Here is a 24,851-nt window from a genome sequence, read left to right as displayed (position 1 = left end):
ATGGCTTAATGGCTCAATTGAATGTGGCCTTTTAAAGAATAAATCTTAACAATAATTTTCCGGTTTACGAAAGTGAGTGTTCGATAAACTAAGTAATATTGCAGCATGAATACGATAATGAACATAGCTCCAAAACATATGGCAACAGCATGCAAATGCTGGATGCATACTTATGTGGCGGGGTGATAGTTTAAATAATATAGATGAACTTTTCAGAGCCTCCCGCCACAACGGGAGGCTTTTTTTATGTACTGTTTAAATCAATGAAAACAATGAAACTGATCAACAAGAAGATATGCATGGGCAAGGATATTGGCATACATGGTAACGTGTTTGGCGGCTATATCATGTCGTGGATAGATGAGGCCGGTGCGGCATTTGCCACGGAGTACTGCTGCACACCTAATATGGTAACACTACGCGTTGGTGAACTGTTGTTTAAGAAGCCACTGAAGGCAGGTAACCATGTAAGGCTGTATGGCGATGTTGATCATCTGGGTAATACTTCTATAAAGATCAATATTGAAGCACGTAAATTCAACTTATATAGTGGTGAAGAAACGGTTGTCTGCACTACGTCAATCACCTTTGTGAGGATAGATGATGATGGACAGCCCACACCAATAGGAGAGACCGTAAAGCGCAACTACGAGCGCACTAAGGTACCGGAGGAGATGATGGGATAACCGCAAATAAAACGGGTTCAGACTTGTGTCTGAACCCGTTTACAAGATTTGGAATGTCGGCTTTTAAGTAGAACACAGATGCAGTTACTTTCATTATCCTCTACGGTAATGCTGATCTATTTTGATGTAATGACCTCAAATGAATTGAAAAAGCGATCGGCTGCAGCTGTATTCGTCAGGGTGCTATCATAGCCGGTTGTCAGCACATAAGTCCTGACACCTATGAGGTACACCTTCATTTCGAAAATAGTTGTCTGGCCTTCCATTTTTGCTTTAACGTGCTTTCCCGGGTTGCCTTTATAGGTGATGGGTTCTTCAAAGAAGATAGTCGCACCTGTAATTTGTACAAGGGTGTTGATCGTGCCGGCTATGAGTCTGTCTGTATCTTCTTTCGTTATTTTCGGGTTGGTGGGTTTAATAGGATAGTCGGAATAGCTGGCTATGAACAACTTTATTTCGCCAGTCTTAGGCATTAGGCTGGCAACATGCGACACCTGCCACCCATATTCTGATTGTACGTTGCCTAATGCTTCTTCGGGTATACCCGGCATAGATACTTTATAATGGCCATCTTTACTTTCGTATGTTTTCCATGCATCTGTTGCAAAGCTGCAAAGGAAGATGAGTGCCAGTAACGTGGTTGATCTTAGGAACTTGCTCATGATCGTTGTAGTTTATCATTCTTGTTACTTACCCAGCTATTTTACTGCAGTCAACTGGAAAGAGCTGAAGAACTTTTTTACACCTGTGATATCTTTAGCGTCCTTCATATATATGGCTTCCAGGAAGTAGACCCTATTTTTTATTAGGTACATGTCCATTTCCATTACCACATGTTTTTCTTTGATCTCGGCTACCATATGCCTGCCGGGGTATGTTTTGTAGTTCAAGACTACTTTCCTGGTAATGGTGCCGGAGACATTTTTAGCTGCACCATCCATTGCATTGTTAAAGAACATCGTAATGTCTTCTTTAGGCATTTTTGAGTTGACCAGGCTATCGGGGTAGTCGGAATAATTGGCCATGTATACCAATACATCGTCTGACGTCTCGAGCATAGCCATGTGCATTGTGAGCGGTCCGATAGCGCTCTGAATGTCCTGGCTGCTTTCTTCGGGTACGCCGGGTAACAGTACTTTGTAGCCACCCTCGGTATTTTCATATAGTTGCCATGTAGCGGCAGCAAAACTGCTGAATAAGAAAATGATTGCGACTGCCAATGCGCTGAATGATCTTTTCATCTTAATAGATTTATTTATGGTTCTTAATGGTCAACAAAGTACAAACAATAAGGGTATGCTGTTACTATTTATGCCGATTCAGTAAATTTGTAATGACCACGAAAAATATTTGCGCAGGTGCGGTGATATATATCCTGAACAGCGCACTTACTATTATAAACACTCAATCATGCCCGATAATAACACAATAGCTATTTACTGCGGCAGAGCGGGAGCAGCTATTTGAAAAGCTGTATCTGGATATGTTTCCTCGTGTGGCAAGGTATATAAGTAAGCGCGGAGGATCATTTGATGAGGCGAAGGATATTTTTCAGGAGGCTGTGGTTATTTATTACGAGAAGATAACGGGTAGGGGTGTGGATGAAGTGCAGAATACTGATGCCTACCTTATGGGTATAGCCAGGCATTTGTGGATAAAAGCCTGTAAGGATAAAGCAAGGTTGGCAAATGACAGCAGAGATGCTGATGTTGCCGACAACAAAGAATTAAATGCATCTGAAAGGGTGTTGGGATTTCTTACTGTAGCCGGGCAGAAGTGCATGGAATTGTTGCATGCATTTTACTATGACAAGCAAAACATGAAAGAGGTAGCTACAAACTTTGGCTTCTCGAGTGAGCGGTCAGCAACAGTACAGAAGTTTAAGTGCCTGGAGAAGGTGAGAGATATTGTAAAACGAAGATCATTAATTTATGAGGACTTCCTTGATTGAGTTACAGCAGATAGAAGATCACCTGTTTGGCAAGGATTCTACCTCCTTGATAGGTTCATCTATTGTGACTGACGTAGATATGGCAGAGCGGGTGATGTGGCAGAAGGAAGCCTATGCAATGGTTCACCGTTATGGGCGTAATAAGCTGAGGGATGAGCTGGAAGCAATACACAATAAGTTGTTTACAGAATCACGCTATGCGCGTTTTAGAAGGCAGGTGATGAGGTTGTTTTGGTGAACGGTCTGTAGCCGTTAAGCTCGGTACATTTTGTGCCTACCAAAAACATAGCTAAAATAGTTTGTAGAACGAATACGTCCAATCGTGTCATTGCTTCGCGAAGGGCTCGCAATGACACGCCTCTTTTATTTTTTGTACTTGTATTATGATTGCGTGATCGACTGATAGCGCCTTCCTGCTTGGTTGTCGAGATACGGACAACATGTATGTTGCGCTTAGCTGCATTATTCATACACTGTTGTGTATTTGGCGGCACATTTATTATTCCCGATAATTATCAACTATACATAATCATGAACAACAACGAGAGAACACTACAAGACAATATAGACCGGAGAATGCTCGGTGAGCGAACGGTGTTTTTATGGGGGCAGGTTGATGATACGTCTGCAAAACATGTGGTGGAGCGCCTCATGTACCTGGATATGGAAGCACCCGGTAAAGAGATCAAACTCATCATTAATAGTCCGGGTGGATATGTGACTGCGGGCTTTTCAATTTATGATACAATGATGTCTATAAGTAGTCCTGTATCAACTATCTGTAGTGGCTTTGCGGCATCTATGGCGTCCATATTGTTATCGGCAGGTGAGAAGGGCAGGCGGTTTGTATTGAAGCATGCGAGGGTGATGATACATCAGCCCAGTGGTGGTGCCGGTGGTCCGCATGCAGATATAGAGATACAGATAAAGGAGCTGTTAAGAGCTAAAGAACTTGGTGCGCAGATACTTGCCGATAACTGCGGACAGCCAATAGAGAAGATAATGAAAGACTTCAACCGTGATTACCACATGGATGCACAGGAGGCGGTTGACTATGGTATTGTTGATGGTATAATAGAGCGGATATAAGGCTACGCTACAAGTCTATGGAGCTAGTATCTAATATTGTTGACTCTTGTGTATTTATATTATGTCGCCCTTACAGGGCTTATATCCTTAGTATTATCGGTACGGGGGGGGGGTGAAACCCCTCGCTATTTATGTTGATCTTTCAGAGCTAGTCTATCGTCTTAAGATAAGAATGTATTTCTATTTACTACTGAAATTATAATGAGTTTAAAGCCGGGACATGTTGGTGCAACATGTCCCGGCTTAGTAGTATTATGCTTATTTGCTTTTCAAATATTCCAGTGCTTTTTCTGAATGCTCATTGCCGCTGAGCATTGCTCTGAATTTATACACCACCTTGCCCGTGAGATCAATCACAAATGTTTCTCTGCTGGTAAGTGTCAATACACTCTTTATGCCGAATGATTCCAGTACTTTATTGCCCCGGTCGCTGAGTAAGGTGAATGGTAGATTGTGATTGGTTGCAAATGATTTGTGGCTTGCAACAGAACCGGAGTTGATACCGATAACTATGGCTCCGGCTTTTACATAATCCGCGTAGCTATCTCTGAATGCGCATGCTTCTTTCGTGCAAACACTACTTTCATCTTTTGGGTAGAAGTAGATGACCATCTTCTGTTTGCCTACGTAGTTACTTACGTTGAAGTCCTTTCCCTCCTGGTCTTTCAATGTGAATGTGGGGACGTTATCGCCAACCTTGAGAGTGTTCTTCTTTTGCGCACATGCAGCAGTGAAGAACAATAATGAGAGGATACATACAGCTAATTTAATGTAGTTGGCCATTTTACTATTAGGTCATTTAAAAGATTCACAAACTGGTATTATAAAACCAGCTGCTGATACAACAAAGTCAGGGTGATCTCTGGATCGGAGCAGAAGCCGGGGTGTACTTTTGATGATTGCACAACTGTGCTGCGTGTGGCAGTTAGCCAACGGAAACGTTCTGCTACAGCGAATTCGCCGATAGGGCCTGCCAGCTTGCCGCCCGCACATATTTTTTCAAATGACTGCAGGTAACAACTAACATCGTCAATATCCAGTGCAGGCGAAAACGCGGTAAGCCGATCTCTATCGATATGATAGATCGCTTTCAGAAATTTCTTTTGCCTGCAATATAGTACCACACCCACATTCACAAATTCCTCACGCTCTACCTGCGGCACTATGCGGATGACGGCATACTCATATAAGTGCTTGTCTTGCATCGGTAGTGGCTTTTACAAAGGTTTCGGAATGGGCGATGCGGGTATTGAGGAAGGTAGCGTATGCCTGCCTGTGTTCTTTTGCCGTGGTGAATGGCGCATCAATGAGCAACCACTCATTGGGGACCAGTGCAACAATAGCGTTGATACGATCGGGAGTAAGGATAGCCTTGAATGCTGTGTCAACAGCAGATAACTCTGTGGCGTGTTTCAGCAACACATGATCCTTGGCATAACTGAAGGGCTGAGTTGCTTTCTCTTCCCAATTTTGCCATGAGTGGTGGAAGTACAATGAAGCACCATGATCAATGAGCCAAAGCTCTTTATGCCATAGCAACATGTTGGTGTTGCGAGCGGTACGGTCTACGTTTACCAGTAGGCAATCGAGCCATACAATGGCTGATGCTGTGCGGGCGTCTACGGTAGTGACATTGGTATCGAATGTTATAGAGCCGGAGAGGTAATGTACAGCCAGGTTAAGGCCTTCACTGGCTTTCAGGAGGTCTTGTATCTCCTCATCGGGTTCGGTACGACCAAATGCTTCGTCGAGATAAGCAAACACAATTTCGGGCATGCGCAAACCTAATGCGCGGGCTATTTCGCCCCCTATTAATTCGGCTATCAATGCTTTGGGGCCTTGTCCGGCGCCACGGAACTTAAGCACATAAGTGAAGGTGTCATCGGCCTCGGCAATGGCGGGCATGGAGCCACCTTCGCGGAGCGGAGTGATGTACCGTACCACTTGTACGGTGCGCAGATCGGCTTTGTTGTGATCCATAAACGGGGTATTAAGAACAGCAATTTTCCCTGTAGGGATGCTGCAACAAGGGTGTAAATTACTGCTTATTCAGAATATGGGGTGTACGGGTATTTGGAATTGAGTTTGTGAAGAAGTTGTGTCGCCCCTGCCTACCGGCAGGCAGGCTTACAGGGCTATTGTACTTTGGTTTTTATTTCGAGGGGTTGAAACCCCTCGAAATTTATGCCGCTCTTTCAGAGCTATTCTGTTTAGTTAATTTGATCACGCGGTTTTCTTCTTTTTAGATTGCCCGTTCTTCCATATTCCCAGGCGGTTTCTTTTAGCCTGCGCTTCTGCGTTTCTTGCCTGAAGTATAAAGTTTCTGTAGGAAGATCGGCCTACATGCATGGCTATATCGCCATACATTTCTTTTTCGAGTGGAGTCATCTCTCCGTGTACATGTGGGCGTTGCATGGTCATGGCTGCAAAGCAGCCGTTGCGCACGAGATAGGTGTTTAGGGTGTCTTTCCCATCTACGAGCCAGCAATAGGATTGATATGCACCCGGGCGTTTTGGTGTGAATGATTTGTATGTGGTTACCGGTATAACCTGTGCCCGCGGATGTGCTACAAGCCATTCACTGATCACAGCATCTGAGTTGGGGGAGTGCTTTGCCTTAAAGAAACCTGTGCCCAGCAAGCAAATGGAGTGAAGGGTATCTTTTTTATTGTAAGCAAATACAGAGGTGAACTTAAGGTCTTTCAATGCGACCTTAGGTGCAGGGTCAAGCTGGGCGATTGTTTTTAGTGGCAGGCAGGAGAAAAGAACAAAGACGTAGAATAACTTTTTCATTGGGGTACATTTAAAAGGTTATTGGATAGTCATGCATTTACAAATAGTAATGGAAATCCATTAAAATAGTAAACGAACTATACAAAAACTACGCCACCAAAAGACAAGTGTAGTTTGTAGTTAATAGCAAATCAATCAATCGATCTAACTATCAGGCTATCAAAACGTCATTGCGCTAAGCTCTTGCGGATCTCTTTCTTATCTATCTTCCCCACACTGGTTTTGGGGATGGCGGTTACCCATTCAAAATGCTCGGGCATTGCCCACTTGCTTAGTTGCCCGTTCTCTATGAATTGTTGCAGGTGGTCCTGGAGTATTTCTCTAGTCAGGGTTTTGCCGATAGCAGGTACTACGAGTGCGTAGGGGCGTTCGCCCCACTGTGTATCGGGGATACCTACTACGGCAACTTCAGCCACTGCGGGATGCTGCCCTATATAATTCTCAAGCGCCAATGATGATATCCATTCGCCACCGCTTTTAATTACGTCTTTAATGCGGTCTGCTATGTGTATTGCTTTGTGCTTATTTATGGTGGCTACATCGCCGGTATGGAGGTAGCCGCCGGTCCATAATTGTGCGCCTCGTTCATCATCGTGCAGATAACCTTGAGTAAGCCATGGCGCACGTACCAATATCTCGCCGGTTGTATGGTCGTCGTGTGGTACTTCATTGCCGTGCTCGTCGGCAATTTTCATTTCTACAAATGCCGGTGGCATACCTGTGCGGCTGCGGGCTTTGGCCTGCCAGTCAATGTCTTTGTCTTTGCAATGCAAAGGGATATAGCCGCCACAAATAACGGGGCAGGTTTCAGACATGCCATAGCTGGCCCGTAGGTCTATCCCCTTCTGTATTGCCTTTTTTGCTAGCGACTCCGGCATAGATGCTCCACCGGAAACGATCTTCCAACCGGTAAAATCTGTTGGTATTTCTTCTGCTTTGCTAAACAGCATTTGCAGTATAGTAGGCACGCAATGTGAGAACGTTGGTTTTTCGTTGCGGACCAATTGCAATACATTGGCTGCATCGAACTTACCTACATATACCTGCTTGAGTGAGTACATGGTAGCCAAATAGGGGAAGCCCTATGCATGCACATGGAACATGGATGTGAGTGGCATATAGACATCGTCGCTACCGAAACGGCCGGTAGCACCCGCTACAAAACCAAATGTAGCCGCGAGGTGATAGGTGTGTAAAACCAATTGCCGATGTGTATAATAAACTCCTTTTGGATCTCCTGTAGTGCCGGTGGTATAGAACATAGTAGCCACTGCATCTTCATCAAAATCGGGGAAGTTGTATGTTTCCGGCATTGCGGCCAGGAGTGCCTCGTAGTGATCATATTGTTCTCTTATTGTAGCACTGTCATCTGTAGTCACAATGATGTGTTTTACCGATGGCATCTGACCTTCGAAACTTTCTATGAGTGGCAGGAAATCTTCGTGAACTATGATCACTTCGTCTTTTGCGTGCCGTATGGTATAGAGAATCTGTGCGGGGGATAGGCGCCAATTGACGGTATGCAGCACATTGCCCGTCATAGGTATGGCGAAGTAGCATTCCAGGTAGCGGTGGCTGTCGTAGTCGAGCACGGCAACAGGTGCACCGCCTGTTAAGCCAAGGTCTTGCAACAGGTTGGCCAGTTGGCGAATGCGTTTGTTGAGGGCAAAGTAATTATACCTGTGTTTGTTGCTGTATACAATTTCTCTTTCCGGCTCCAGCATCAATGAGTAGGCCAGTATATTCTTTATCAGTAATTGAAAATCATGTGCGCCCGGCGCGGGAGCTATTTTCATAATATTCATCTATGTTCATTTTTCGGTTCGCTAAAGTACAACTTGTTTGTCGGGAACAACCCTGTTATAGTCGGTTTACTACCGCGTTGCATATGCAGGCTCGCTCTATGTTTGCAATATCAAGTAACATGCTAAAACAGACAACATGACAACGATCAATGCATACCTGAATTTTGAGGGTAATTGCCGGGAGGTAATGACCTTTTACAAAGATTGCCTGGGCGGAGACCTTAACTTACAGACAGTAGGGGAATCGCCAATGGCGGACCAGTGTCCTACTGCTATGCACGGACAGATACTACACGCCATGCTGGCGAGCGGCAGTATGGTGATAATGGGTTCTGATATGCAGGGTAAGGTACCATTTGTAAAGGGCGATAATATTGCCTTGTCGCTTAATTGTAGCAGCGAGGAAGAGATCACCAGATTTTACAATAATTTATCTGCAGGCGGTCATATTTACGAAAAACTTGGAGTGATGTTCTGGGGCGCCATGTTTGGCTCATTTACAGATAAATATGGCACAAGGTGGATGCTGAATTATAATGAACACACCTTGTAAGTCCCGAAATTTTTATGATAATTATTTCGTTTTTTGATAATGCGTATTACTTTTACAAAAACATACAAACATGAAAATAGTAAAGATGATATTATTAGTGCTGGTTGCCATTATTGTTATTGCCCTTATTGCCGCGGCATTTATGAAGAAAGACTTCAATATAGAGAGAGAGGTGACCATCAACAAGTCGAGGCAAGAGGTGTTTGACTACATAAAGGTGTTGAAAAACCAGACTCACTACAGTAAGTGGGTAATGATGGATCCTAATGCGAAGATGGAGTACAGGGGTACAGACGGCGCAGTGGGTTCTGTATCGGCATGGGATAGTGAGAATAAGAATGTGGGTAAGGGAGAACAGGAGATCATGAAGCTGGCCGATGGGCAGAAAATGGATCTTGAAGTGCGCTTTAAGAAACCCTTTGAGAGCAAGGCTGACGCATACATGACCACTGAAGACGCAGGCCCTAACCAGACCAAAGTAAAGTGGGGTTTTCATTCAAAAATGGCTTGGCCAACCAACTTATTTACAGCTATGATGAACATGGAAAAGATGGTAGGGGATGATCTGCAAACCGGGCTTACCAACCTAAAAGGTGTGATGGAGAAATAGTCTTTTTTTGCGTACTCTTAGTCCGAGCTTAAGAGAACCGATCGAATGGTTGTTGGTCATAAGACCAACAAGGGCGAAATGGAGAAATAGTTTTACGAATATTCTTTTAAATGCTCCCATAACAACGGGAGCATTTTTTTGTCGAATATTTTGTGCAACCAAAAGGTTTCCTATATTTGTGCAACCAAAAGGTTCCATTTTATGAGAAGAGATGTTTTCCAGGCTATAGCAGACCCCACCAGACGAGCGATACTCAGTAAGCTGGCCAATGAACCGCTGAATGTAAATACGGTAACAGAAGACTTTAATGTGAGCCGTACTGCTATATACAAGCATATGAAAATACTCACGGAGTGCGGACTGGTGGTAATGACCACAAAGGGGCGTGAGCGTTTCGCAGAAGCTAAGCTGGAGCGGCTGAATGAAGTATCGGACTGGGTGGGGCAATACAAGCAATTCTGGAATAAGAAGCTGGACTCACTGGAATTATATCTTGAAGAATTACAAAGCAATCCTGATAAATTAACCTCAAAAAAGAAAAAAAAATGAACACACAACCAATAGTAATTGAGCGTATTTACAACGCACCTGCAGAAAGAGTGTGGCTGGCTATTGCCAGCAAAGAGGGCATGAAAAAATGGTATCTCAACCTGGACGAATTTAAACCGGAAGTAGGCTTCGAATTTAGCTTTACCGGTGGAGAGCCCGGTGGTACCCAATACCTGCACCTGAGCAAAGTAATGGAAGTTATACCCGGCAAAAAACTATCCTACAGCTGGCGCTTTGATGGGTACGAAGGCGACTCTCTGGTGACCTGGGAATTGTTTGCAGAAGGAGATAAAACGCGACTGAGGTTGACGCACGCAGGCATACATACCTTCCCGCAGAGCAACAAGGATTTCTATGCTCCAAAATTCACAGAAGGGTGGACTATTTTGTTGGGTTCGATGCTACAAAAATATGTGGAGACTACTGATAGGGAAATAATTGTGAGCCGATTGTTGAATGCCCCGGTTGAGTTGGTGTTTGAAGTGTGGACAAAACCGGAGCATGTAGCTAAGTGGTATGGCCCTGATGGCTTTACTATTACCACCAGCGATATGAATGTGAAGAAGGGCGCAGAGTGGAATTTTATGATGCACGGACCTGATGGCACAGATTATCCTAACAAGGTACAGTACACGGAAGTGGTGAAGAATGAACGGCTGGAATATATTTACGGATCGGGTGCTGAAAATGGCGAAGGGGATTTTAATGTGACGGTGACCTTTGAGGCACAGGGAGATAAAACATTGCTGACGATGCGCAGCGTATTTGCTACTGCTGAAGAGCGTGATACTGTAGTGACAGACTTTGGTGCAATAGAAGGTGGTAATCAGACTATGAATAAGCTGGAAGCGTATCTTGCTGAACTGAAGTAAATAAACAGGAAGTCATTTTCTCATCAAGAGCCTTGCCCGTAGTGGTGAGGCTTTTGGGCGATATAGGCCAACAACGGCTGAAAACGGTCATTTTGAAGTATATTTATGAAAACCTTTTTATCAAATGAATGGCGAACGTAAGGTAGAGCTGGTGCCATTGACAGAGGATGACAAAGAATTTCTGCTCACTGTGTATAATGTCAAACGGCGATTTTTCTTTAAGGTGTATCCCGTGCTTTTTGTACTGGCTATATTCTTTGGGTCCAGAATTGATTACAGATCAAGATATAGTTGGAAAGTTCGCAGGTGGGAAGAAACGGACGATAGTAAGTTTCTCTCAAGAGGTGGTATGCGAACTGTTGGAATTTGTTTCCTTGAATCTATAGTTATCGGTACCGGTTTGTTTCACTACTACAGAAAAGTTTTGCCTTATAAAAGCGATGTTGACAGTGGGGTAAAGGAAAAGATAGGCTATAAGATAGTGCGGAAGGAGTATTTCGAGCTTATTGACAAATTCTATTTCGCCTTTGATGACCCTAATCACCTACATCACGAAGTAGATGCCGACACTTACCATAGCTGCGATGAAGGTGATACTATGTATGCCTATAGGGCTGTACAATCAAATCATGTGTTTGAGGAAAACGGAAGATTCAATTTGTTCTAATCTACCTTACCCATATGCGCATATTAGGGAGGTCGCGGGGAGAGCAATCGGGGCACGAGGCTTTGATGTCTGTAAAGTCGAGAGAGACGCCGGTTGGGGCTATCTCCAGTAGGTTCATCACTTCTTTGGTTATCTTATTTCCTTTTACCGGTATCACTATATCCTTGCCGGCTATTCTGGTTTTGAGTGTGTATTGCTTTATATAATACGGGTAGCTATAGAGCGAGTTGAGGAACACAATACGGAGGGTGTTTTGTGCGATAATATCTTTCTTAGATGCATCTGTTCCTTTTAATGTTCCTAGTCGGGCAATAGGTTGTGGCGGTTCTTCGCATGTGAAGTTGACTGTGCGAATTATTTTGCCTGAATGCTTGTTGGTAACGGTCAGCCTCATTCTCTTGCTTTTCTTAGGGTAGGGCATAGCCATAAAAGACATGGTATCGTTCTTTATCTCCGGCTGGCTGATCATTAGTCCCCAGTCCAGGCTTTTTACTGCAAGGTCAGTGGCTTTAATAGTTTTGGAGGTCACGTACACCATGTTGTTGGCAGTAGCAAAGAGCACCGGGCTATCTGCTTTGGCGCACCATTTGTTCCATACATAGATACTATCGGTCTGCGCATTAGCCGCGCAACAGGTGGTAAGGAATGTAATAAGCAGCAATAAATTTTTCATAATGGTCTTATGTCGTGCGCAATATAGTGTAATGTAGTTAACTAAGGAAGAGTTGGGGTGAAATGGGTGGTTGGTGGTTGATTGTATGATTGTGTTTAAAAACGAATACGTCTGGTTGTAGTTAACCACCTCCCCCGCCGAAAAGGCGGGTACTCCTCCTTGAAAAAAAGCGGAGAGTGTGTGATGAGCGCATCTCAAAAAGAACCGGCCCGATGCCGAATGTCGTGGTTCGGCGCGGCTCACCATGACATTCGGGTAAAAAGGTGTGCGTTGCAAAATTACTTCACCATTTTAATTACCAGAAATGCCACAACAGCCAGCAGTGTTATTACGACAATTGTTATGATGGTATTGGCATCTGTTTTTGCGGGACGGCGTTTGCCTTTGCGGCTATGCAATGTTTTGTGGAGATTGTGGTTAAGGCGATTTACGGTTACTTTGGTGTCATTCGGTTCCAGCATTTTCAGGCCATCTATGGCATCACTTTCCATGCCCTCGTCGCTCATCCATTGCTCTATTTCATACTGTTCTTCGGGCGTGAGTTGTCCATCGAGATAGGCTGTGAGCTTATCACCTGCAGGCTGCTTACCCTTTGTGTGGAAAGGATTTTCGCCGCTATCTCCGGAAGGAGTGTTCAATATTTCGTCCTTATCGCTCATATATCCCGCGCGCCCAGTTTCTTTAATAATATTGATTTAAGGTTTCGTTTTCCATTTTGTATAAAGCTCTTTACCTGCATGTATGTAAAGCCGGTTTGTGCGGTTATCTGTTCATAGCTTTTCTTCCGCAGGTAGAACAAAGTTATGGTTACTCTTTGTTCTTCGTTCAGTAGCAATATTCCTTCATTCATTTGTTGCAGGGTATATTCCTGCAACCGTATCTCTTCGTTGTCTACAACTGGTGATGCCAATCCATGCAGAGCATCGGTATCGGTGTTGTAGGTTTTATCACGTAAAGACTGCAGGCAATGATTGCGGGTGAGGATATACAGCCAGCCTTTAAAGTTAGTGATCTCTTCTTTAGGCATGTGTGTCAATGCTTTCAGGAAAACCTGCTGCACTGCATCTTCTGCCAGAGTTCTGTCTTTGAGGTACTTCATAGCCACACCCAGCAGCAGGGTAGTATAGCGCTGCAGCAGATGCCCCAGCCACATGTTGTCGCTGGTTTTTCGGTAAGCCTGTAACAGCTCTTCGTCGCTCAATTTGCTATGTCGGTCGCTATTCAAGTAAAAAATTAAAACTTAAAAGTAAAAGGTGTGGTATCAGTGTATGCTTATTAGATGTGGAAATTAGTGTTTTCCATAAAATGGCGCATTATTTTTTTATAGTATTTTATTCTACGTCACAATCCAGAAAGTAGAAGCCGGTGTCCCATTGGGTGTTGCCATCGGGGCTGGTGTATCTTTTATGTACGATCTCGCCCATAGTGATGGGTATTGGCGCTGAGAAAAATGGGGCATTGTAGACAAATGAATGGTACTCTCCGTTTTCACCACATGGGTCTACATTTGCCGGCAGGTCGTTTAACAAACTTGCATCTATTTTTCTACCCAAAAAATCCTTGCCCAGGTACTTATCATTTACACACACAATAATGGCTTCTATACCTGCATCGGCCACCTGGTGAACCAGATCATGTGTGTTCTGTTCCCAAAGCGGGAAGTGGGCTTGTATATTGATCTGCGCCAGTTGTTCTTCGCGGTATGTCTTCAGGTCTTCCAGAAATATGTCTCCGAATGCTGCTGTTGTAATGCCCTCATTTTTCAATCGTTCCATAGCATTGCTCATCGCATCTTTATACAGTGAGTCGTCGGGGCTTGCGGGTAGTTTTACTTTTGTGAGCGGGAGATTCATTTTTTCGGCCTGTATGTCGAGGAGTTTTTCGCGGATACCGTGCATAAATATGCGGTCGTGTTCCAGGCTAAGGGTGGTAAGCAGGTGGGTTACCTTATATTTATTGTGGGCAAGCAGTTTGTAATAGGCCAGTGCGGCATCTTTACCAGAGCTCCAGTTGAGGACTGTGTTGTTCATGGGTGTTATTGTTGGACAAATGTAGTGCGGGAGATGCATGAAAAAAAGCGGCGGCATCCTGAATAAGCCGCCGCTTGAATGGTGAAGATCTATTCCGCCTAACGTATCAGCGTAACTGTACCCTTCAGATCTAAATTAGTGCCATCTGGTTTTGCCAATATGATATGATAGTTATAAACACCCATATCCTGTGGTACACCATTGTAGGTGCCGTTCCAGCCCCTTGTTGGGTTCACACCGTTGAAATATACAAGTTCTCCCCAGCGATTAAAAATGCTGAATTCTACCAGTTTCTTATTCTTCATATTCACAATCCTGAATTCGTCATTGAGACCATCGCCATTGGGCGTAAATGCACTTGGTACGCCTGCTACGCTTGTATCTATAACCCTTATCATCATGCTTGCAGAATCTCTGCAACCCCATTGGTTCATGGCGTGAACCACATACGTTGTTGAGTCGATAGGGCTGGCAATAGGATTATTGATATTGGGATTGGTCAATGATCCGTCAGCAGGTGTCCACCAGTAGATAAGGGGGTAAGCGCTTAAGTTGATCGCATCGAGCTGGATATTATCTCCATAGCCAATGGTGGTATTGCCCGGCAAGGCCGTAACAGATGCCAGAGGTTTTACGTGTAAGTGGATGCTGTCATTGCCTGAGCAGCCTGCTGCGGAGATCACAAAGAGGTTGAGCGCAAAATCTCCCACAGTATTTTGTGTATAAGTAGAATTGAGCAACCCCGGATTGTCAAGGTTAGTACCTGATGTCCATAAGTAAGTATAGGTAGGGTCAAGCGGACTCACCCAGGCATTCAGCCGTACATGCTCACCTGCGCAAAAAGTAGTGTCGCGAGTATGCACCTGCAAATTTTCTACAGTTACGGTGATGTGGTCATGCACAGGCGGGCAGCCTAATCCTGGATATACGCCTGTAAGTATATAGGTCGTTGAGCCAACAACCGGTGGTGCGGTATATGGATTCCACACAGTGTCGTTACTTAGATAAGTAGAGGGAGACCAATGCAAGTGAAGGAATGGATTACCGGTGGAGTTGATAGTAAGTCCCTGCCCAAGGCACACTGTAGTATCGGGTGTAAGTATTTTCAGGTAAAATGAATCGTAAATAGTTATTGTGGCGCTATCAATGATCACAGAAGTTGCCCCGCACGGTATATTGCTCATTATATAAACAGTAACTGTTTTTGTACCGGGAGCAACGCCGGTCAACCCGTAGATGTAGACTATACCTAGGGTATCTCCGGGCGGAATGACTATGCTATCTGCAATGTGTGTGTAGTCGTATCCGTTTACAGCTGTGCCGCCTATAACATAGTGTATGGTTTGTGACGAAGACGAAGTGCCTGTATTGAAATAGAATTTGCCCGGATCGCAGCCTCGCACACAAAATTCACCTGCAAAGGATGTGTCTGCCGGATTGCTACTTATAGGCGCAACAGAAAGACTACCTGATGAAAGGCTGCCGGCTTCAATAAATACTCCGGAATCCAGTATGTCATCAGTGGCATCGGCAATACCTATTTTCAGGTGGTAAGTATCACATGGCGTTACATGAGCTATTGCTGTAAGCGTACTCGTGAGCCCATCATATGTAATAGTTGAACCCGCAGAATTATCTACAAAATATGCGCAGAAGGGAGAGCCGGGGCCCAGAGCCGTGCAGGTAGATAAGACCCCTCCACCGGTGGCTCCGCAGTTAACACTATTGATGCAAACAGGAATAGTAGTGCCTGGTACCAGTGCAATGTTTTGTGGCGTGGCATAACCCGGGCCGGAGATCAGGAATCCAAATACGTCATTAAAGGCTGTACAGGTAAACCCCGGATATTCTTCTGATCCAAAAACATATCTGAATTTGATCGTATCACCTATGGGGCGAAAGTCGAACTCAAGCACACAGGCATCGAAAGTAGGGACGCCGGCCAATGCATCAAGATCTGCATCTCCCGGACCACCACTACCTGTAGACGCGAAGATGGACGCATTACCACCTGCATCTGTTGCCAGCCCCGCCGTGAGTACTATGCCATCACTAAAGCTAAGTGTAGATGGACCGACAAAAGTGCCTTCGGCAGTGCCGGGGCAGGTAAGAACAGGATTCATTACAGTAACTCCAGAGCCTGTGAGCCTTGCCGCTAATGTGGCTGCTGTAGCGCCGGGTGTAATTGTTATCTGTGCGAAACAGGATAATGGTAGTAAGCAAACAAGAGATAATACTCCGCGTAAAAAGAAAGTAGATAATTTCATAGGATAAATAGTTACTGTTAATTGTTTATATAGTAAATGTAAATAAATTCATTTTAAGTATGTGGTATTTTTAAAAATTCTCACACAACCCCTGAATGTGCAACCTTGATGCTACATTCTGATGAACGAATGCGCCGTTGCATAAATTGTGCAGCTAACACCCAAACGCAGCAGGTAATAGAAGTTGGCAACTCTTGCTCAGAAATATTATGCGGCTGTTATAATTTGTTAAGACATTCAGCTTATATACTAAGGTTGGGTTAATTGCCGTCCGTAGAAAAAAAGTAAGATATATTGTTGTTTTTCATAGAAAACTGCTATTTTACCTCACCCTTTGCGGTTCAGTAAAATAAAATCAATATTTTTCTGGTTAGATATTTATTCCATTATATGCCTTTAAAAAGCGCTTACTGATTTTATGATAATAGGTGTATTAAAAGAGCAGGCCCCCGAAACGCGTGTATCGTTAGTGCCTGAAGTAGTTGCGGCCTTTGTAAAGATGGGAGTTACTGTGTGGATAGAGCAAGGTGCGGGAGATACGTCGTTTTACGGCAATCAACTGTATATAAACGCAGGGGCAGAAATAAAATCAGGTACTGATATCAGAGCCACTGCCGATATGGTACTGACCATACAGGCTACCAACGCTGGCGAGGTGAAGCCAGGAGCTGTTTTGATGGGTATATATCAGCCATTATTCAATCCCGAACAAATGCTTGCATGGGCAGGGAAGGGACATACGGTGTTCAGCCTGGATACTATACCTCGTACCACCCGTGCACAATCTATGGATGTGCTGAGTTCGCAGGCTAATATTGCCGGTTATAAGGCTGTATTATTGGCTGCATTCCAGTATAGCCGCTACTTTCCTATGTTCATGACCGCTGCGGGAAGTATACCGCCGGCTAAGGTATTGATATTGGGTGCAGGCGTGGCAGGATTGCAGGCTATTGCCACAGCACGCAGACTAGGTGCTGTGGTGGAGGTGTTTGACACCCGCCCTGCTGTAAAGGAAGAAGTAATGAGCCTGGGGGCGAAATTTGTAGAGGTAGAAGGTGCAGCCGATGCATCTAAAGCCGGCGGCTACGCTGTTGAGCAGAGTGAAGACTTCCAGCGCAAACAGAAAGAAAAGATACACGAGCACGCCAAGAAGTCGGATATCATTATCACCACTGCTCAGATACCGGGCAAAAAGGCGCCTATACTTATCACAACTGCCATGATAGAAGACATGCGTGCCGGGTCGCTGATAGTAGACCTTGCATCCGTAACAGGTGGTAATACTGAACTGACGCAGAATGATAAAGCAGTCATGTATAATGGTGTTACCATCATTGGTAATTCGGCATTAGCAGCTACTACTCCGGCAGATGCCAGCAAGCTATACAGTAAGAACGTCCTCAATTTTGCCAAGCTCATCATCAACAAAGAAGGCGGGATCAACCTGAACTTTGAAGACGACATTGTAAAGGGTACCTGCATTACCAGCGAAGGCAAAATTGTAAACGAACGCGTAGGCGCATTACTTACAGTGGCAAGCTAGGAGTGAGTCATAAGTAGTAAGTCATAAGTCGTAAGGGTGGGTGATAATTGTGTTGTAGCTTTTGACTATAGAAATCAATCAAACTAATCAGTAAAATTTAATTCCAATGATAGAACAAATGCTTGCTTTTTTTAACAGCAATTATCACCTCATAACGATAGTGATATTGTCTATATTTTTAGGAATAGAAGTGATATCGAGGGTGCCGGCAGTGTTGCATACGCCCCTTATGAGTGGCGCTAATGCCATACATGGAGTAGTGATCATTGGTGCCATCATAGTAATGGGCGAAGCGCATGAAGGCGACATTTTGTCGCTGGTACTTGGGTTCCTGGCAGTGGTGCTGGGCACGCTGAATGTTGTGGGCGGGTTTGTGGTTACAGACCGTATGCTGGAAATGTTCGGCAAGAAAAAGAAGAAATAGGCAACACTTCATCAACTTATTCATTCCTGTTCATAATTATAACTAATGGAACAATTTCAAGAATTACTGAGTACTAATCCCTTCCTTTTACTGTCTTACCTTATTGGGTCGATCACCTTTATTATGGGTTTAAAGATGCTGTCTCACCCCGAAACAGCAAGAAAAGGAAACATGATAGCAGCTGTAGGTATGACGCTATCGATATTCACAACCATTTTTCTATACAAGAATCATAACGGCGAAGGGCTGCACAACTACGTTTGGATATTTGCCGCATTGGTAATAGGTACCGTGGTAGGAACCATGGCTGCGAAGAAAGTACAGATGACCTCCATGCCGGAAATGGTAAGTTTATTTAATGGTATGGGCGGTGCCTGCGCCATGCTCATCTCTCTGATAGAGTATAACAGCGATCTGCAGCCAGCCGCCGGAAAGCTAATTATAATAGTACTGGGTATGATCATTGGAACTGTGTCTTTTGCCGGTAGTATGGTAGCGTGGGGCAAACTGAACGGCCGCATTAAAGACAGAACAATTCCCGGTGGACAGGTGATCAATTTTGCCATTTTCGGCGCAGTTATATTTCTGTCGGCAATGGTTGTAGGTGGCTATACAGGCAATCATGCTGTGTTTTATGCTATCCTTGGTTTCGCGGCGCTATATGGTATACTGTTTGTAATGCCGATAGGCGGTGCTGATATGCCGGTGGTTATATCTCTCCTTAACTCTTTTACCGGAGTTGCAGCTGCATTTGGTGGCTTTCTTTATAACAATCCGGTAATGCTTACCGGTGGTATATTGGTAGGCTCGGCTGGTACCATATTGACCATATTGATGTGTAAAGCCATGAATCGTTCACTTATGAATGTATTGATCGGTTCGTTTGGCGCTAAGCCAGGTGCAGCAGGCCCCGGCGGCAATAAAGAACAGGGAAATGCAAAGGAAATATCACTTAATGATACAGCAGTATTAATGGCGTATGCGCAGAAAGTGATGATAATACCGGGCTATGGACTTGCTGTAGCGCAGGCCCAGCACACTTGCCATGAACTGGAAAAGGTGTTGACCGAAAGAGGTGTAGAGGTAAGTTATGGTATACACCCGGTAGCGGGTCGTATGCCGGGCCATATGAACGTATTGCTGGCTGAAGCCGATGTGCCTTATGAGAAACTTCTGGAAATGGAAGATGCCAATGACCAGATGGGCGGTGTGAATGTGGTAATGATACTCGGGGCCAATGACGTTGTGAACCCGGCGGCAAAAGATGACCCGAGCAGCCCTATTTATGGAATGCCAATACTTGAAGTAGAAAAAGCAGACCATGTGATCGTAAACAAGCGCAGTATGAAACCGGGTTACGCCGGTATTGAAAACGAGTTGTTCTTCAGACCTAAAACGTCTATGTTGTTTGGCGATGCGAAAAAAGTACTACAGGATCTGGTTAGCGAACTGAAGAATGTGTAGTTGGTAGATAGACCGCTTAGGTAATTCGTAGAAAGTCGAAAGTAGAAGTATAACGTACCTACGAGCGTGAACCGCAGTAGAGAATTTGCCCTAAACATTCAATATAATTAGCAAGAGACTGCAGGAGTTAAAACTAACTTTTGGTTAAAATGCCGGATAGAATAGCTTGGTGTCAGGGGGCCTAAAACTAAAAAAACACGGATTGCTATTAAAAAATTAAAAACTTTATCTAAATTTATGCCATGCTAAGTAGGAGAGGCAGTATTATTATCGCAGCATTTAGTGCCATATTTTGTTTGTTATCAGTAGCTTACGTTTCGTGTACCAAGGTGGGCAGCAGCCCTGCGTGTAATGGCGTTGTGTGCCTGAATAATGGTTATTGCAAAGCCGGCCGCTGTAAATGCCCCTCGGGTTTTGAGGGAACCAACTGCGGCATTGCAGCCGTGAACAAGTTTTTCGGAACGTGGGATGTACGCCAGACTGTTATAGGTAGTGACTCATCAAAGAAGATAGGCCAGGATTCAGTTTACACAGTGTTCATTAAGAAAACAGCTACACCTACTACGTTCTTTATGGACAATTTCCTGGGGAATGCGTCTTATAATGACCTTCTTTGCACACTCGATACGCTGAACTCACATAATTTCAAGCTGGACACATTGCGCGACTTCAATATGTGGTATGAACATGTTACCATTAAGCCTGCAAGCAATGGATCTATCATCAGCAATGACACAATAATCGATGCCAACGTCATCATTAAGTTTGTCAACACTACCCATAATTTCCAGGTAGACACGTTACATATGATCATGACACCTCACCACTTCTAATAGTGAAAAGGGTTATTGTTCTTTATCTCTGAAAATATTATTTTCATCTTTATTTCTATAATATAATCACTGACTCCTTTTTTTTGAAGAGATTTAGGAAAATGGAGGCAAAAGGTTAAATTTGCACGATTACAAAAAAGTATATGGCACACGAAACACATAATGACGCAAATTCTGAAAGGAATAAATCGATCGTTTCTTTCAAATCTTCGTTTTGGCTGGTAGTTATCCTTGTTGGTCTGTTCGTAGCGGCACTTAACTTCATCAATGTGATGAAGAGTGGAGAAGGTCACGAAGGAAAGGCAGAGACTACAGAAATGCATGGTGAGAAAGCTCATGAAGCTACGCACGAAGGCGCTGCTGAAGAGCACGGTGAGAAGCCTGCACAGGCAGCTACTACAGAAGGCGAAGCTGCAAAAGAGGCTAAGACAGAAAATAAAGACCAACCTAAGGCTGAAGCTGGTAAAGAAACCGCTCCGGAGCATAAATAAGGCAATAGCCTACCATATCCATGCAGGTAAATGATGTTATTGTAGTAACGGGTGCAGCTGGTTTTATCGGTAGCTATCTTACAGGGTTTCTCAACAGTCAGGGTTATAATAACCTGATATTGGTTGACGATTTTGGTAAGGAAGAGAAGTTGCATAACCTGGAACATAAGAAATACCTGCATAAGATACACAGGGAGGATTTTTTTGACTGGGAGGAAGCCCACCCGGGATATGTTAAGTGCATATTCCACCTTGGTGCCCGCACAGATACCACAGAAATGAATTATGCGGTGCATAAAAAATGGAACCTTGACTATTCTATCAGGGTGTGGGAATTGTGTGTGCGTTATAAGATACCACTAGTTTACGCGTCATCTGCAGCCACCTATGGTGGTGGTGAGCATGGGTATAAGGATGATCACCAGATACCTGGGGATCTGCATCCGCTTAATCCTTATGGCGTTTCCAAAAACGAATTCGACATCTGGGCATTAGAACAAAAGCACCGTCCTCCTTTTTGGGCAGGGCTAAAGTTCTTTAATGTTTACGGACCTAATGAATATCATAAAGGTAGAATGGGCTCTGTGGTCATGCATGCATTTAACCAAATCAGCAAAACAGGTGAGGCGAAGTTATTCCGCTCTCACAATCCTCATTATAAAGACGGAGAGCAGATACGTGACTTCATTTACGTGAAAGACGTGGTGCAAATATGTACATGGCTCATGCAGACAAAGCCAGCCAGCGGACTATACAATACCGGCACAGGTACTGCACGCACCTTTAAAGATCTGGTAAAGGCTATATTTTCTACATTGAATCTGCCGGAAAATATTCAATACATAGATACTCCTATAGACATCCGCGACAAGTACCAATACTTTACAGAAGCGGATATGAATAAGCTATTGGCTTCAGGTTATCCTCATACTTTCTATACTTTGGAAGAAGGCGTGAAAGAATATGTGAGTGAGTACCTAAGCTCAGGTAGGTATTACTAAGGAGCCTATTTGTTTTTCCAATAGTGTGGATCTTATACCTATCCCCTTTTTCCCTTAGATTTGTGACATAAATTTTCAGATCATGTTTGTAAAACTAATGTTGCTTATGTCGTTTTTCTTCACTCCTGCACCAAAGGACGTACCGAAGAGTATCTACAATTTTAAAGTGGAAGATCTGAGCGGCGGCCAGATAGACTTTGCTAAATATAAAGGCAAGAAAATACTGATCGTCAATACCGCATCTAAGTGTGGTTATACGCCTCAGTATGAAGCGTTGGAAAAGCTGTATAAAAAATATAGCGGTAAACTGGTAATAATAGGATTCCCTGCCAATAACTTTGGCGCACAGGAGCCTGGTACCAATGCCGAGATAGAAACATTCTGCACAAAGAACTATGGTGTTTCTTTCCCTATGGCAGCCAAGATATCTGTGAAAGGCGAGAACATTGATCCTCTATACCTGTGGCTGACCAAGAAAAAATATAACAACTTCCAGGATTCTGAAGTAAAGTGGAATTTCCAGAAATACCTGATAGATGAAAAGGGCAACCTGGTGAATGTGTGGATGAGTAACGTAACGCCCGATGCAGCTGAGGTTGTCGCTGCAATAGAAAAGTAATTGTCGATTTAATTTGAAGTTCAGAGGGATGGCTAATGCCATCCCTTTTTGTATTTTGCGTTAAACTATCATTTTATGAAAAGAGCAGAGCAAATATTGTGGGTGTTATTTTTGTTGGCAGTTGGCATGAAGATGACCATCAGTAGACATGGATTCTATCCGTTTTCCGCTGGGTTGATCTTAAGCAGTTTTTATTTTTACCTTTCATTTTGGTTGTTTAATAACATCTCGTTTACCGGTGTCTTTAAAAAGGAAAACTACGCTGGGATCACCTCAATGCGGATCATTGGGACGATAGCTATTGGTTTTGCGTACTCTACCGCAGTGATGTCTATTTTATTCAAAATAATGTCCTGGCCGGGATCGCTGATCATGCTTATTCAGTCATGCTTTGGTTTAGTTGTAAGCGGCATAATTATTCTTGTACGACAATCGAGAAAAGACAATGGTCCATTTTATAAAGGATTGCTTTTGAGGGAATGTAATAATGATTGCAATTTGTGGACTTCTTATAGCGATAACCGGTTTGCCACGTGAGCGGCAAAGTAAGATATTTAATAACCCACCAGACCAGAAATCATCTATGTAGGGTATTATTCCACTATCAACTTACTCCGTATAACCTTATTGTTCTCTGTCGTTATATTGACGAGATAAATGCCGGGTGCAAATGAACTGCAATCAACGGAAGAGTTACCATAGCTATCAGCAATGTGATATATCAAACGCCCGGTAGGTTCATATAGATCTATAGAGAATTGTTTGCCCGGTAGAGACAGATTTACAACATGGTTGGCCGGGTTGGGGTATATGGTCAATTGAATTTGCTGCTCGGTGGAATGAGCTATTCCTGTTGAACATCCATAACCAAGGCTGTCAATTTTACCCCATAGTTCATCATCAAAAGGCGAGAAGGCTAATGCTACTCCATAAGCTGACGCACCGGTACGGATGACCACCATATTACGGCTGGGTATCACATAGATCTTCTGGTCGTCTTTGCCCAATGCACAATACATATCGGATGGACCATTCGGCATTAGAGCACCTGCAAATACATATTGGCTGCCGGGGGAAATGAAGTTGGGTTTGCCATTGAGCCACCAGAGGTAACCATATGCAGGGTTAAATGTTTGAGAGGTGTTGACCATAGCATTGAAGTAGGCTGTGTCATGTAAAATAGTATCAGTTCCCCAAACACCACGATTGAGGCTGAGTAGACCGAAGCGCGCCATGCTGCGCGGCTTGCTGTAGAATACACCGTTGTACCATAAGCCTGTCATGCCTGTGATGTTGCCAATATTATTGGAGGTGAACGTGTTATAGTTAAGCCCGCTCGCAGAACTAATGACTGCCTGTAGCTTACGATAAGCACCGGTGTGGTATGCCCAGCGGGTGCCGGCATCTGCAAGATACCGAAGGCAGCCAGCACTGGTATCTTCATTATTACAAGGAGCTGCGGCAGTATCATTTAAGCCACTGGTCATAGTGAGTAAGTGGCGTATGGTTATCAGATTTTCTTTGGCTAATGGAGCGGTTGTCCAACCTGTGCCAATTGAGTTAGACACAAGGTCTGTGATATGCAGCAATCCTTGTTCCTGAGCAATGCCGGTAAGCATAGCAGTCAAACTTTTACTGGCAGATGCCCAATAGTGGACAGAGTCGGCGGTGAAGGTGCCGAAATATTTTTCGAGTACTATCTTGCCATCTTTCAACACAATAAATGCATCGGTATTCCTGCTATCAAGATAGCTATATAATGAATCGATCCTATCCTGACACCAGCCCAGGGAAGACGGTGAAAGGGTATCCCATGTAGTGCCGGTAGCCGGTGGAAAATAAAGCTGGGCATGGGCGCAGTTGCACACCAGCAGCATAAGTATGGTCAACGCTTTTTTCATGGTCTTTCAGTTGATATGAAGTTAGACCAT

The 24,851-nt window shown here is 44.0% G+C and carries 30 protein-coding genes and 1 pseudogene; 17 read left to right on the top strand and 14 right to left on the bottom strand.

Going from position 1 to position 24,851, the window contains the following annotated elements; genetic code table 11:
- Positions 1 to 263: 263 nt before the first annotated feature.
- A complete protein-coding gene (locus CJD36_RS07245; RefSeq protein WP_161499242.1) occupies positions 264 to 686 on the top strand; it encodes an acyl-CoA thioesterase in 423 nt (140 codons plus the stop codon).
- Positions 687 to 802: 116 nt separating this feature from the next.
- Here CJD36_RS07245 and CJD36_RS07240 read toward each other — a convergent pair whose 3' ends face one another.
- Positions 803 to 1,348: a hypothetical protein gene (locus tag CJD36_RS07240; RefSeq protein ID WP_105038462.1), complete on the bottom strand. Its 546-nt coding sequence runs from the start codon at positions 1,346 to 1,348 to the stop codon at positions 803 to 805.
- Between the two features lie 36 nt (positions 1,349 to 1,384).
- Positions 1,385 to 1,927, bottom strand: a complete 543-nt coding sequence (locus tag CJD36_RS07235) for a hypothetical protein (protein ID WP_105038461.1) — start codon at positions 1,925 to 1,927, stop codon at positions 1,385 to 1,387.
- A gap of 230 nt (positions 1,928 to 2,157) precedes the next feature.
- Between CJD36_RS07235 and CJD36_RS07230 the strand changes: the two genes are divergently transcribed.
- From CJD36_RS07230 to CJD36_RS07220, 3 genes are all read left to right on the top strand, one after another.
- A complete protein-coding gene (locus tag CJD36_RS07230) occupies positions 2,158 to 2,637 on the top strand; it encodes an RNA polymerase sigma factor (protein ID WP_262497507.1) in 480 nt (159 codons plus the stop codon).
- Positions 2,618 to 2,875: a hypothetical protein gene (locus CJD36_RS07225; RefSeq protein WP_133162539.1), complete on the top strand. Its 258-nt coding sequence runs from the start codon at positions 2,618 to 2,620 to the stop codon at positions 2,873 to 2,875. Before CJD36_RS07230 ends, CJD36_RS07225 begins: the two co-directional genes overlap by 20 nt.
- Positions 2,876 to 3,168: 293 nt before the next feature.
- The gene (locus tag CJD36_RS07220; protein ID WP_105038458.1) at positions 3,169 to 3,726 is read left to right on the top strand and encodes a ClpP family protease; all 558 of its coding nucleotides are present in this window, start codon (positions 3,169 to 3,171) and stop codon (positions 3,724 to 3,726) included.
- 258 nt (positions 3,727 to 3,984) lie between these two features.
- Here CJD36_RS07220 and CJD36_RS07215 read toward each other — a convergent pair whose 3' ends face one another.
- The 6 genes and pseudogenes from CJD36_RS07215 to CJD36_RS23670 form a co-directional block, all read right to left on the bottom strand.
- Positions 3,985 to 4,509 carry a peroxiredoxin gene (locus tag CJD36_RS07215; protein WP_105038457.1) on the bottom strand — a complete coding sequence of 175 codons (525 nt, stop codon included), beginning with the start codon at positions 4,507 to 4,509 and terminating at the stop codon, positions 3,985 to 3,987.
- Between the two features lie 38 nt (positions 4,510 to 4,547).
- Complete coding sequence (locus tag CJD36_RS07210) at positions 4,548 to 4,931, bottom strand: DUF3037 domain-containing protein (RefSeq protein ID WP_105038456.1); 384 nt, start codon at positions 4,929 to 4,931, stop codon at positions 4,548 to 4,550.
- A complete protein-coding gene (locus tag CJD36_RS07205) occupies positions 4,909 to 5,706 on the bottom strand; it encodes a HipA family kinase (protein ID WP_105038455.1) in 798 nt (265 codons plus the stop codon). The genes CJD36_RS07210 and CJD36_RS07205 overlap by 23 nt, the downstream gene beginning before the upstream one ends.
- A 243-nt stretch (positions 5,707 to 5,949) precedes the next feature.
- A complete protein-coding gene (locus tag CJD36_RS07200) occupies positions 5,950 to 6,519 on the bottom strand; it encodes a hypothetical protein (protein WP_105038454.1) in 570 nt (189 codons plus the stop codon).
- Between the two features lie 167 nt (positions 6,520 to 6,686).
- The gene (locus tag CJD36_RS23675) at positions 6,687 to 6,971 is read right to left on the bottom strand and encodes an AMP-binding enzyme (RefSeq protein ID WP_262497506.1); all 285 of its coding nucleotides are present in this window, start codon (positions 6,969 to 6,971) and stop codon (positions 6,687 to 6,689) included.
- Positions 6,972 to 7,127: 156 nt separating this feature from the next.
- Positions 7,128 to 8,243: pseudogene (locus CJD36_RS23670) on the bottom strand (AMP-binding protein); the annotation flags it as partial.
- Positions 8,244 to 8,460: 217 nt separating this feature from the next.
- Here CJD36_RS23670 and CJD36_RS07190 point away from each other — a divergent pair.
- The 5 genes from CJD36_RS07190 (at position 8,461) to CJD36_RS07170 (ending at position 11,575) form a co-directional block, all read left to right on the top strand.
- Positions 8,461 to 8,877 carry a VOC family protein gene (locus tag CJD36_RS07190; protein ID WP_105038453.1) on the top strand — a complete coding sequence of 139 codons (417 nt, stop codon included), beginning with the start codon at positions 8,461 to 8,463 and terminating at the stop codon, positions 8,875 to 8,877.
- Positions 8,878 to 8,947: 70 nt separating this feature from the next.
- Positions 8,948 to 9,487: an SRPBCC family protein gene (locus CJD36_RS07185; RefSeq protein ID WP_105038452.1), complete on the top strand. Its 540-nt coding sequence runs from the start codon at positions 8,948 to 8,950 to the stop codon at positions 9,485 to 9,487.
- 201 nt (positions 9,488 to 9,688) lie between these two features.
- Entirely contained in the window at positions 9,689 to 10,036 is a 348-nt protein-coding gene (locus CJD36_RS07180; protein ID WP_105038451.1) for an ArsR/SmtB family transcription factor, read from the top strand.
- Complete coding sequence (locus CJD36_RS07175) at positions 10,033 to 10,908, top strand: SRPBCC domain-containing protein (RefSeq protein ID WP_105038450.1); 876 nt, start codon at positions 10,033 to 10,035, stop codon at positions 10,906 to 10,908. Before CJD36_RS07180 ends, CJD36_RS07175 begins: the two co-directional genes overlap by 4 nt.
- Before the next feature lie 124 nt (positions 10,909 to 11,032).
- On the top strand, positions 11,033 to 11,575 hold the full coding sequence (locus CJD36_RS07170) for a hypothetical protein (RefSeq protein ID WP_105038449.1): 543 nt from the start codon (positions 11,033 to 11,035) through the stop codon (positions 11,573 to 11,575).
- Position 11,576: 1 nt separating this feature from the next.
- Here the strand turns inward: CJD36_RS07170 and CJD36_RS07165 are convergent, their stop codons facing one another.
- The 5 genes from CJD36_RS07165 to CJD36_RS07145 form a co-directional block, all read right to left on the bottom strand.
- Positions 11,577 to 12,248: a GldM family protein gene (locus CJD36_RS07165; RefSeq protein WP_161499241.1), complete on the bottom strand. Its 672-nt coding sequence runs from the start codon at positions 12,246 to 12,248 to the stop codon at positions 11,577 to 11,579.
- 278 nt (positions 12,249 to 12,526) lie between these two features.
- A complete protein-coding gene (locus tag CJD36_RS07160) occupies positions 12,527 to 12,907 on the bottom strand; it encodes a hypothetical protein (RefSeq protein WP_105038447.1) in 381 nt (126 codons plus the stop codon).
- A complete protein-coding gene (locus CJD36_RS07155) occupies positions 12,904 to 13,473 on the bottom strand; it encodes an RNA polymerase sigma factor (protein ID WP_240609318.1) in 570 nt (189 codons plus the stop codon). The genes CJD36_RS07160 and CJD36_RS07155 overlap by 4 nt, the downstream gene beginning before the upstream one ends.
- Positions 13,474 to 13,579: 106 nt before the next feature.
- Entirely contained in the window at positions 13,580 to 14,278 is a 699-nt protein-coding gene (locus tag CJD36_RS07150) for an adenine nucleotide alpha hydrolase (protein ID WP_161499240.1), read from the bottom strand.
- A gap of 98 nt (positions 14,279 to 14,376) precedes the next feature.
- The gene (locus CJD36_RS07145) at positions 14,377 to 16,545 is read right to left on the bottom strand and encodes a choice-of-anchor L domain-containing protein (RefSeq protein WP_105038445.1); all 2,169 of its coding nucleotides are present in this window, start codon (positions 16,543 to 16,545) and stop codon (positions 14,377 to 14,379) included.
- Between the two features lie 418 nt (positions 16,546 to 16,963).
- Between CJD36_RS07145 and CJD36_RS07140 the strand changes: the two genes are divergently transcribed.
- From CJD36_RS07140 to CJD36_RS07105, 8 genes are all read left to right on the top strand, one after another.
- A complete protein-coding gene (locus tag CJD36_RS07140) occupies positions 16,964 to 18,088 on the top strand; it encodes a Re/Si-specific NAD(P)(+) transhydrogenase subunit alpha (RefSeq protein WP_105038444.1) in 1,125 nt (374 codons plus the stop codon).
- Positions 18,089 to 18,194: 106 nt separating this feature from the next.
- Positions 18,195 to 18,512: an NAD(P) transhydrogenase subunit alpha gene (locus CJD36_RS07135; protein ID WP_240609317.1), complete on the top strand. Its 318-nt coding sequence runs from the start codon at positions 18,195 to 18,197 to the stop codon at positions 18,510 to 18,512.
- A gap of 45 nt (positions 18,513 to 18,557) precedes the next feature.
- Positions 18,558 to 19,976 carry an NAD(P)(+) transhydrogenase (Re/Si-specific) subunit beta gene (locus tag CJD36_RS07130; protein ID WP_205685568.1) on the top strand — a complete coding sequence of 473 codons (1,419 nt, stop codon included), beginning with the start codon at positions 18,558 to 18,560 and terminating at the stop codon, positions 19,974 to 19,976.
- Positions 19,977 to 20,218: 242 nt separating this feature from the next.
- Positions 20,219 to 20,809 (top strand): hypothetical protein, encoded by a 591-nt coding sequence (locus CJD36_RS07125; protein ID WP_117601792.1) that lies wholly within the window; start codon positions 20,219 to 20,221, stop codon positions 20,807 to 20,809.
- Between the two features lie 143 nt (positions 20,810 to 20,952).
- On the top strand, positions 20,953 to 21,300 hold the full coding sequence (locus CJD36_RS07120; RefSeq protein WP_105038442.1) for a hypothetical protein: 348 nt from the start codon (positions 20,953 to 20,955) through the stop codon (positions 21,298 to 21,300).
- Positions 21,301 to 21,320: 20 nt separating this feature from the next.
- Positions 21,321 to 22,301 (top strand): ADP-glyceromanno-heptose 6-epimerase, encoded by a 981-nt coding sequence (rfaD, locus tag CJD36_RS07115; protein WP_105038441.1) that lies wholly within the window; start codon positions 21,321 to 21,323, stop codon positions 22,299 to 22,301.
- Positions 22,302 to 22,383: 82 nt separating this feature from the next.
- Positions 22,384 to 22,920, top strand: coding sequence for a glutathione peroxidase (locus CJD36_RS07110; protein ID WP_105038440.1), 537 nt, complete (start codon positions 22,384 to 22,386; stop codon positions 22,918 to 22,920).
- Positions 22,921 to 22,995: 75 nt separating this feature from the next.
- Positions 22,996 to 23,457, top strand: coding sequence for a hypothetical protein (locus CJD36_RS07105; RefSeq protein WP_105038439.1), 462 nt, complete (start codon positions 22,996 to 22,998; stop codon positions 23,455 to 23,457).
- A gap of 56 nt (positions 23,458 to 23,513) precedes the next feature.
- Here CJD36_RS07105 and CJD36_RS07100 read toward each other — a convergent pair whose 3' ends face one another.
- A complete protein-coding gene (locus CJD36_RS07100) occupies positions 23,514 to 24,821 on the bottom strand; it encodes a serine hydrolase (RefSeq protein WP_161499239.1) in 1,308 nt (435 codons plus the stop codon).
- Positions 24,822 to 24,851: the final 30 nt, after the last annotated feature.

This window comes from Flavipsychrobacter stenotrophus, from assembly GCF_002954265.1.
Classification (GTDB): Bacteria; Bacteroidota; Bacteroidia; order Chitinophagales; family Chitinophagaceae; genus Flavipsychrobacter; species Flavipsychrobacter stenotrophus.
The sequence above is the reverse complement of the archived record's forward strand: the minus strand, read 5'-3'. Positions and strand labels throughout refer to the sequence as shown.